Source organism: Bacillus sp. 7884-1, from assembly GCF_002272245.1.
Classification (GTDB): domain Bacteria; phylum Bacillota; class Bacilli; order Bacillales; family Cytobacillaceae; genus Neobacillus.
On record NZ_NPDD01000092.1, the window covers coordinates 20177 to 28788 of the forward strand.

The following is an 8612-nucleotide window of genomic DNA, read 5'->3' on the forward strand; positions in this document are numbered from 1 at the left end:
TAGTGACTAGAATTACTGAAGAAGAATACTTTTATGAAAATAAAAAAAGCCCTTTTATAAGGGCTTTAAATGGGTTTAGCATAAATGATATAACGTTGTGGAGCGTTTCCGACAAAACGGAATGGATAACAGGTAATGACGATTAATTCTTCCTTCGTATTCTGCAGGGTAATGATGGTCCGATCTTCTGCATCAACAATCTTGGTATTCGTTAATTCATATTTGAATTTCCCATTTGGCATTTGCACTTCAAAGATATCTCCAGGCTCTAGTTCACCTAAACGTCGAAAAACAGTATCACGATGACCAGATAAGACAATCTGACCGTTCTCTGCTGGAAAATAGGAACCCTTGTAATGCCCGACTCCCTTCTTTAAATCATTGGGGTCCGTTCCTTCCACAATGGCCAATTCTGCTTTAATCTTTGGTATCTTCAATAAGCCTACTGTGTCACCAAACTTGGGCGGATCGATTTTTTGCGGGTTTTTAAAAGGTTCTTCCTCATCATAGTTAGCTTCGGCCTTTGCTACAATTCTTTTCGCTTCTTTTAGTGAAGCATCAGTCTGAAAATTAGTCTCGACGATTTGCCAGACTCCAACTCCAATGACAATTAATCCTGCCAAAATCATTATTAACGGAAGCTTTTTCACCCTCACATACCATCCTTTTTCCGTACTTTAAAAATTCTTACTATTAGTATACCAAATGGGTTTGCACAAGTCCTAGCCTCTATATAGAAAAACCTTCCTTTCATAATAGAAAAGAAGGTTTTTAGAATCATTAATTGGATCCAGCTCCAGCGCCTAGGGGCTCGGGGTCATAAGCCACTAGGAAAAATTGAACTGCATTTTTCCCTGAACAAGGCGCTTACGCTTTTCTAAGCATTGTCGCTTCCGAAGAAGTTTCTAAACGCTTGGATTGTAGTATCACGGTTTAGAGCTGCGATGGATGTAGTTAATGGAATTCCTTTCGGACATGACTGAACACAGTTCTGTGAGTTCCCACAGTTCGCTAGTCCACCATCACCCATAATCGCTTCTAAACGTTCTGATCTGTTCATTTCACCAGTTGGGTGAGCATTGAACAAACGTACTTGTGAAAGCGGCTGAGGTCCAATGAAGCTTGAGTTGCTGTTTACATTAGGGCAAGCCTCAAGACAAACACCACAAGTCATACATTTTGAAAGCTCGTAAGCCCATTGACGTTTTTTCTCTGGCATACGAGGACCAGGTCCCAAATCGTACGTTCCATCGATTGGAATCCATGCTTTTACTTTCTTTAACGCATCAAACATTCTGCTGCGGTCAACCTGTAGGTCACGGACAACAGGGAATGTTTTCATTGGCTCTAAACGGATTGGCTGCTCCAGTTGATCAACGAGTGCTGAGCAGGATTGACGCGGCTTTCCGTTAATAACCATCGAACATGCTCCACAAACTTCCTCCAGACAGTTACTATCCCAAGTAATTGGCGTAGTAGCTTGTCCTTTAGTATTGACAGGATTTCTACGAATTTCCATTAAAGCCGAAATTATATTCATATTCGGACGATAAGCTAGTTCAAACTCCTCATCATAAGGAGCAGCATCAGGGCTATCTTGACGGGTAACAATAAATTTTACTGTTTTATTTTCAGACATGCTTTTCTACTCCCCCTTGCTTTTTGAGTAATCGCGTTTACGTGGCTGAATCAATGAAACATCTACTTCCTCGTAGTGGAAAGCAGGTGCAGATGAGCTATCAACAAATTTCGCCATTGTGGTTTTTAAGAATTCTTCATCATTCCGATTAGGGAACTCAGGTTTATAATGCGCACCACGGCTCTCATTACGGTTGTAAGCACCAATTGTCATAACACGAGCTAATTGAAGCATGTTCTCTAACTGACGAGTGAAGACTGCTCCTTGATTACTCCATTTAGATGTATCATTGATATTGATATTTTTATAACGCTCTAAAAGCTCTTGGATCTTTTCATCTGTTTTCAATAGCTTGTCATTAAAGCGAACAACTGTAACGTTATCAGTCATCCACTCACCAAGCTCTTTATGAAGGACATAAGCATTTTCTGTACCATTTAATGACATGATAGAATTCCACTTATCTTCCTGTTCTTTTACATGACGGTCAAAAACAGTTGAAGATACAGCATCAGAACTCTTTTCAAGCCCTTTAATATATCGAACCGCATTTGGCCCAACGACCATTCCACCGAAAATCGCAGATAGTAATGAGTTAGCACCTAATCGGTTTGCACCATGCTGTGAAAAATCACATTCTCCAGCAGCAAAAAGTCCTGGAATATTGGTCATTTGATCATAATCAACCCATAGTCCGCCCATTGAATAGTGAACAGCAGGGAAGATTTTCATTGGAAGCTTACGTGGGTCATCTCCCGTGAACTTCTCATAGATTTCGATAATTCCACCAAGTTTAACATCCAGTTCATGTGGATCCTTGTGAGAAAGATCAAGGTAAACCATGTTTTCGCCGTTAACTCCCAGCTTTTGATTTACACACACATCGAAGATTTCACGTGTCGCAATATCACGTGGTACTAGGTTTCCATAGGCAGGATATTTTTCCTCTAAGAAGTACCAAGGTTTTCCGTCTTTATAGGTCCAAACCCGGCCGCCTTCTCCACGTGCAGATTCGCTCATCAGACGCAGCTTGTCGTCTCCTGGAATGGCAGTAGGGTGTATTTGAATCATTTCACCATTTGCATAATATGCACCTTGTTGATACACGATTGATGCAGCTGAACCTGTATTAATAACAGAGTTCGTTGTTTTTCCGAAGATAATTCCAGGACCTCCAGTTGCTAGGATAACGGCATCTCCAGCGAAGGATCTGATTTCCATAGATGTTAAGTTTTGGGCTACGATCCCGCGGCAAACACCATCGTCATCTACCACTGAACCTAAGAATTCCCAGCCTTCGTATTTTGTAACTAATCCAGCTACTTCGTGACGGCGAACCTGCTCGTCCAACGCATATAGCAGCTGTTGACCTGTAGTAGCCCCAGCAAATGCTGTACGCGAATGCTGAGTACCCCCGAAGCGGCGGAAGTCCAACAGTCCTTCTGGAGTACGGTTAAACATAACTCCCATACGGTCCATTAAGTGGATGATACCAGGTGCTGCCTCACACATTGCCTTTACTGGAGGCTGGTTAGCTAAGAAGTCTCCGCCATATACGGTATCATCAAAGTGGATCCATGGTGAATCGCCTTCACCTTTTGTATTTACTGCTCCATTCATACCACCCTGGGCACAAACGGAATGGGAACGTTTAACTGGAACAAGTGAAAATAATTCTACTGGTGTTCCTGCTTCTGCAACTTTAATGGTTGCCATTAAGCCAGCTAAGCCGCCGCCAACTATGATCACCTTACCCTTACTCATTGTGACTCACTCCCTTAATCCAAAAATCCGATATTTTTCAACACAGAGTATGAAGTTTATTTTTTAAACGAAAGCTAAAAGTGTTCTAATTGCTACGATAGAAAGAACGACGAAAACACCGATTGTAAAATATGTAGAAATTACTTGTGAACGAGGGGAAACTGTAATACCCCAACTAACCAAGAATGACCACAATCCGTTTGCAAAGTGGAAAATAGTTGAAATGACACCAATCAGATAGAAAATAAACATGAATGGTGAAGATAGGATATCTGCCATCATGTCATAGTTAACATGGGCACCAAATGCAGCTGCAACGCGAGTTTGCCATACGTGCCATGTAATAAAGATTAAGGTAATGACACCTGATATACGCTGTAGTAAAAACATCCAGTTTCTGAAATATCCATATTTCCCGGCATTGTTTTTTGCGGTAAAAGCGATATAAAGGCCATAGATAGCATGAAATAAAATTGGTAAATAAATAACTACTGTTTCTAGGACAATTCTAAAAGGTAGGTTCCCCATAAAATCTGCAGCTTTGTTAAAGGACTCAGCCCCTCCTGTAGCAAAATGGTTGACTACTAGATGCTGCACAACAAATAAACCTATTGGAATTACTCCTAGTAAAGAATGCAATCTTCGATTCAAAAACTCTCGATTCCCCGCCATAATTAACCCCCCTTGAATTTTTAACATGATGTTAAGCCTTTTTTCACTAATCTTTTAAATAAATTTTAAACTTAGCACCAGTGTGACAAATATGTGACATGTCCATTTTACTCCCATCGGGTATTAGCGTCAAGAAAACGTATACACAAAAGTTGGATAAAAATAAAATTTTTAAAATATATTGATATTATAATAAATTATAAGTTTCCTTACTTAAAAATGGAATTATTTTGTAGAATATCCAGTAAAATTAATATGAATATTAAATTTTTTAAAGAGTCCATGGTTTTAAATGGGAAAGATAATTATTATGATAGACAGGCTATCGTATTGCAAAATAACATTCCTTCACCACTCTAACGCTTTACACTACATTTCATAAAAAGTGTTCTTAACATAAAGACGTATTTGTATATAATAGAATGGTAGAAAGAGGGGAAGCTATTATGAATGAAAGTACTGCTGTCGAACTTAATTTACAATCAGATGAACCAAGAAATATTTCACTATTTGGTTATGAACTAATCAGGGAATTCGTATTGCCCGAAATTTTAGGCAAAGACACCCCAGAGATTCTGTATTGGGCTGGCAAAAGTTTAGCTCGTAAACACCCATTAAACACGTTTGATGACATTATTGAATTCTTTACAAGAGCCTCATGGGGACAGCTCGAAATAAAAAAAGAGCGAAAAGATGAAATTGAATTTGAACTAGTCAGCCCGCTTATCGTTTCTCGAGTTAAATCAAAAGCTGAACACTACTTCCAAATCGAAGCAGGCTTCCTAGCGGAGCAAATCCAACATCAAAAACAAGTCATCGCCGAAACCTTCGAACACCCAGTAAAAAAAGCAAACAAAGTCCAATTCACCGTTAAATGGGATCAAAAAGACACTATTTAATGGTGCCATTAATGGTGCGACTTTTAATGGTGCCTGTCACCTTCCGTGGACACTGTCCACCTCAGGCGGACACTAAGAGTAAAAGCATTCCCTGAAGGAGTTCCTTCAAGGAATGTTTTTTATTTTTTATGCTTCTCTATTTAGACCAAATGCTTGGTGCAAGACTTCTACTGCTTTTAGCATGAGTTTTTCTTCGACTACTGCTGAGACTTTAATTTCTGAGGTGCTGACCATTTTGATTTGAATCTGGTTGGCTGCCAGGACTTCAAACATTTTGGCTGCGACCCCTGGGTTTGAAATCATTCCCGAACCAACGATGGACACCTTCGCCAATTTATTTTCGGCGTCAAGCTGCTCATAATTCAAGACGTCCTTGTTATTTTCAAGAACATTTAACGTTTCTAAAAGGTCCTCCGTTTTAATCGAGAAAGCAAGATTTGCTGTTTCTGCTTCTGTTGTGCTTTGAACAATAATATCGACGTTTAAATGGTTTTCAGCTAATGTTGTAAAGATTGTTGATAAACTAGTTAAAGAATTAGCAAGCCCTAACACGCTCACCTTTGTAATTTCATCTTCAAATGCCACTCCACGGACTACAAGGTTTTGTTCCATTGATGCTTCCTCCTCAATCACTGTTCCTTCTACTCTCTCCAAACTTGAACGAACTTCAAGTCGTACTTGATAGTTTTTCGCAAATTCAACTGCTCTAGGATGAAGGACACCTGCTCCTAAATTGGCAAGCTCAAGCATTTCATCATAAGACACTGATTTTAATTTACGGGCACTCTTCACATATCGTGGATCCGTCGTGAAAACTCCAGTTACATCTGTATATATATCGCATTTATCAGCCTTTAGCGCAGCAGCAAGCGCGACCGCCGTCGTATCAGAACCGCCTCGACCAAGAGTTGTGATCTCTCCATTTTCAGTAACCCCTTGGAATCCTGCGACTATTACCACTTTGCCATCTGCAAGCTGATTTTTAACTGCTTCTGTATTTATTGTTGTAATACGGGCATTTCCATGGATAGGCTCTGTGACAATTCCAGCCTGCCACCCAGTAAACGAAACGGCGGACAGCTTTTGCTCATTTAATGCCATCGACAATAAAGCGATTGTCACCTGTTCACCTGTGCTTAACAGCATATCCATATCCCGTTTATTTGGCTGTCCAGAGATTTCTTTCGCTAGATTCACCAGCTGATCCGTCGATTTCCCCATAGCTGAGACAACCACTACCACCTGATTCCCTTGATCAGTTTCCGCTTTTACCCGCTGTGCTACATTAAGTATTCTTTCTACACTAGCTACTGAAGTACCGCCAAACTTTTGAACAATTAAACCCATCTTTTCCCCTGCTTTCAGTTATAGGTTTAGCTATCATTATAGTTTTCCCCGCAAAAAAAATAAAAAGCAATGAGAGGGCATCTCATTGCTTAAGTACACAAAAAAAATTCTGCGTCTACAATGTAAGATAGCTCTCCAAGACATGAAGTCTTGACAATCCGGCATTTATTCAATACGGGACCAGCAAAGAAAGAAATGAGACTTTCTTCACTTCGGCGAACATCCCCTTTCATGATTCTTCCCAGAAGCTCATCCTTCTCAGAATCATTACTCTTGAAGCTCGCACCTCTACCTTCACTTTAGTATTAAAAAGTGATAGTAATATAATTTTCACTCATTATAGCATAGTGCCATTATTCTGACAATCACTAGGTTTGAAGTTTTTTCATTAATTCTTCCACTACAGGTGCTGGAATACCCAGCGCTCTAAACTCTTCAAATGTGGCTTCTTTCATTTTCTTAACTGAACCAAATTCTTTTAATAACTGCTTTTTTCGTTTTTCACCAACACCTGCAATGTCATCCAGCATCGATTGAAATGCGCTTTTGCCACGGATCTGACGATGGAAGGTAATCGCAAAACGGTGAACCTCGTCTTGGATTCTTTGTAATAAATAAAACTCTTGGCTGTTTCTGCCAAGCGGGATAATTTCAAGTGGATTACCATATAACAGATTAGAAGTTTTGTGCTTATCATCCTTCACCAATCCAGCCAGTGGAATATCCAAACCAAGCTCATTCTCAAGCACGTCTCTGACAGCTTCCACATGTCCTTTTCCACCATCGATAATAATCAAGTCCGGAAGTGGCAATTCTTCTTTCAGGGCTCTTGAATATCTCCTTCTCGTAACTTCACGCATCGATTCATAATCATCAGGACCCTTAACGGATTTTATCTTATACTTTCGATATTCACGCTTATTCGGCTTCCCGTCGATAAATACAACCATGGCAGACACCGGGTCCGTCCCTTGAATATTAGAATTATCGAAAGACTCAATTCGGTGAGGGGTATAAATACCCATAAGTTCTCCAAGATTCTCAACAGCTTTGATGGTTCGTACCTCATCCTTTTCAATCAGCGAAAATTTCTCATTCAGTGCTATTTTTGCATTTTTGATGGCCATTTTAATCAGATCTTTTTTCTGACCACGCTGCGGCTTTAGTATTTTCACTTGAAGAAGTTGCTCCGCTATACTTATGTCCACTTCATCCTGAATGAGAATTTCCTTTGGCTTGAAATGATTGGATTTTTCGTAAAATTGACCTAGAAAAGTGAGAATCTCTTCTTCTGGCTCATTGTAAATTGGAAACATGGAAACATCACGTTCGATTAGTTTTCCTTGGCGTACGAAGAAAACTTGAACACACATCCAGCCCTTATCGACTGCATAGCCAAACACATCACGATCAGTAAAATCTGTCATTGTGATTTTTTGCTTTTCCATAATTGTTTCGATATGAATAATCTTGTCACGGAATTCTTTGGCACGTTCGAAATCCAATTCCTCAGAAGCGCTTGTCATTTTTTCAGTTAATTCTTTTTTTATTTCTTTATATCCACCATTGAGGAAGCGGGTAATTTCATCTGTCATTTGTTTGTATTGCTCTTCATGGACTTCATTGACACATGGTGCCAGGCACTGTCCTAAATGGTAGTACAAGCAAACACGGTCAGGAAGGGTTGAACATTTTCGCAATGGGTAAATTCGGTCTAGCAGCTTTTTTGTTTCATTTGCAGCCATGACGTTTGGATAAGGACCAAAGTACTTGCCTTTATCCTTTTTTACTTTTCTTGTGATGATTAGTTTTGGATGTCTCTCCGCGGTTAACTTAATAAACGGATAGGTTTTATCATCCTTCAGCATGACATTATATTTTGGGTCATATTTTTTAATTAAATTTAATTCGAGTAACAGTGCCTCAATATTCGATGAGGTGACAATATATTCGAAGTCCTCAATCTCGTTGACGAGTCGCAGCGTTTTTCCGTCGTGTGACCCGGTAAAATAGGACCGTACACGATTTTTCAGGATTTTTGCTTTGCCGACATAAATGATCGTTCCCTGACGGTCTTTCATCAAGTAGCAGCCAGGCTGATCAGGCAGCAGAGTTAACTTTTGTTTGATATTTTCATTCATTCGTAGCTGCTCCTCTCCGTCTTTTTTATATCTATCCTAAAATTTTAAATGATAAAGCAGATAAAGAAAAGCCTGATTCTATTTCCAGTGGCTGTATAAAAGCTAAAAGTTATTATTGGCACTCTGTTGATTTGCGCGGAAGGCACGAGA

Annotated in this window: 7 protein-coding genes and 1 riboswitch; of the genes, 1 reads left to right on the plus strand and 6 read right to left on the minus strand. The window is 39.7% G+C overall.

Features of this window, described 5'->3' with window-relative positions; genetic code table 11:
- Positions 1 to 65: 65 nt before the first annotated feature.
- The 4 genes from CHI06_RS12270 to CHI06_RS12285 all read right to left on the minus strand — a co-directional run bounded on the left by CHI06_RS12270 (position 66) and on the right by CHI06_RS12285 (position 4075).
- Complete coding sequence (locus CHI06_RS12270) at positions 66 to 650, minus strand: class D sortase (protein ID WP_206021187.1); 585 nt, start codon at positions 648 to 650, stop codon at positions 66 to 68.
- A gap of 227 nt (positions 651 to 877) precedes the next feature.
- Positions 878 to 1639: a succinate dehydrogenase iron-sulfur subunit gene (gene sdhB / locus CHI06_RS12275; protein WP_095248841.1), complete on the minus strand. Its 762-nt coding sequence runs from the start codon at positions 1637 to 1639 to the stop codon at positions 878 to 880.
- Between the two features lie 6 nt (positions 1640 to 1645).
- Positions 1646 to 3403: a succinate dehydrogenase flavoprotein subunit gene (gene sdhA, locus CHI06_RS12280; protein WP_095248842.1), complete on the minus strand. Its 1758-nt coding sequence runs from the start codon at positions 3401 to 3403 to the stop codon at positions 1646 to 1648.
- 63 nt (positions 3404 to 3466) lie between these two features.
- Complete coding sequence (locus tag CHI06_RS12285; RefSeq protein WP_095248843.1) at positions 3467 to 4075, minus strand: succinate dehydrogenase cytochrome b558 subunit; 609 nt, start codon at positions 4073 to 4075, stop codon at positions 3467 to 3469.
- A 446-nt stretch (positions 4076 to 4521) separates the two neighbouring features.
- Here CHI06_RS12285 and CHI06_RS12290 point away from each other — a divergent pair, with 446 nt between their 5' ends.
- Entirely contained in the window at positions 4522 to 4974 is a 453-nt protein-coding gene (locus CHI06_RS12290; RefSeq protein WP_095248844.1) for a YslB family protein, read from the plus strand.
- Between the two features lie 126 nt (positions 4975 to 5100).
- On the opposite strand, the gene CHI06_RS12295 is transcribed toward CHI06_RS12290, so the two are convergent.
- Both CHI06_RS12295 and uvrC read right to left on the minus strand, forming a co-directional pair.
- Entirely contained in the window at positions 5101 to 6321 is a 1221-nt protein-coding gene (locus tag CHI06_RS12295) for an aspartate kinase (protein ID WP_095248845.1), read from the minus strand.
- A 120-nt stretch (positions 6322 to 6441) separates the two neighbouring features.
- Positions 6442 to 6620: riboswitch (Lysine riboswitch) on the minus strand.
- 69 nt (positions 6621 to 6689) lie between these two features.
- Entirely contained in the window at positions 6690 to 8462 is a 1773-nt protein-coding gene (gene uvrC, locus CHI06_RS12300; RefSeq protein WP_095248846.1) for an excinuclease ABC subunit UvrC, read from the minus strand.
- Between the last annotated feature and the right edge of the window lie 150 nt (positions 8463 to 8612).

Excerpts from the sequence above, each read along its gene's own strand:
- sdhB (WP_095248841.1), bottom strand. The coding sequence starts at position 1,639 with ATGTCTGAAAATAAAACAGTAAAATTTATTGTTACCCGTCAAGATAGC.
- sdhA (WP_095248842.1), bottom strand. The coding sequence starts at position 3,403 with ATGAGTAAGGGTAAGGTGATCATAGTTGGCGGCGGCTTAGCTGGCTTA.
- CHI06_RS12285 (WP_095248843.1), bottom strand. The coding sequence starts at position 4,075 with ATGGCGGGGAATCGAGAGTTTTTGAATCGAAGATTGCATTCTTTACTA.
- CHI06_RS12290 (WP_095248844.1), top strand. The coding sequence starts at position 4,522 with ATGAATGAAAGTACTGCTGTCGAACTTAATTTACAATCAGATGAACCA.
- CHI06_RS12295 (WP_095248845.1), bottom strand. The coding sequence starts at position 6,321 with ATGGGTTTAATTGTTCAAAAGTTTGGCGGTACTTCAGTAGCTAGTGTA.
- uvrC (WP_095248846.1), bottom strand. The coding sequence starts at position 8,462 with ATGAATGAAAATATCAAACAAAAGTTAACTCTGCTGCCTGATCAGCCT.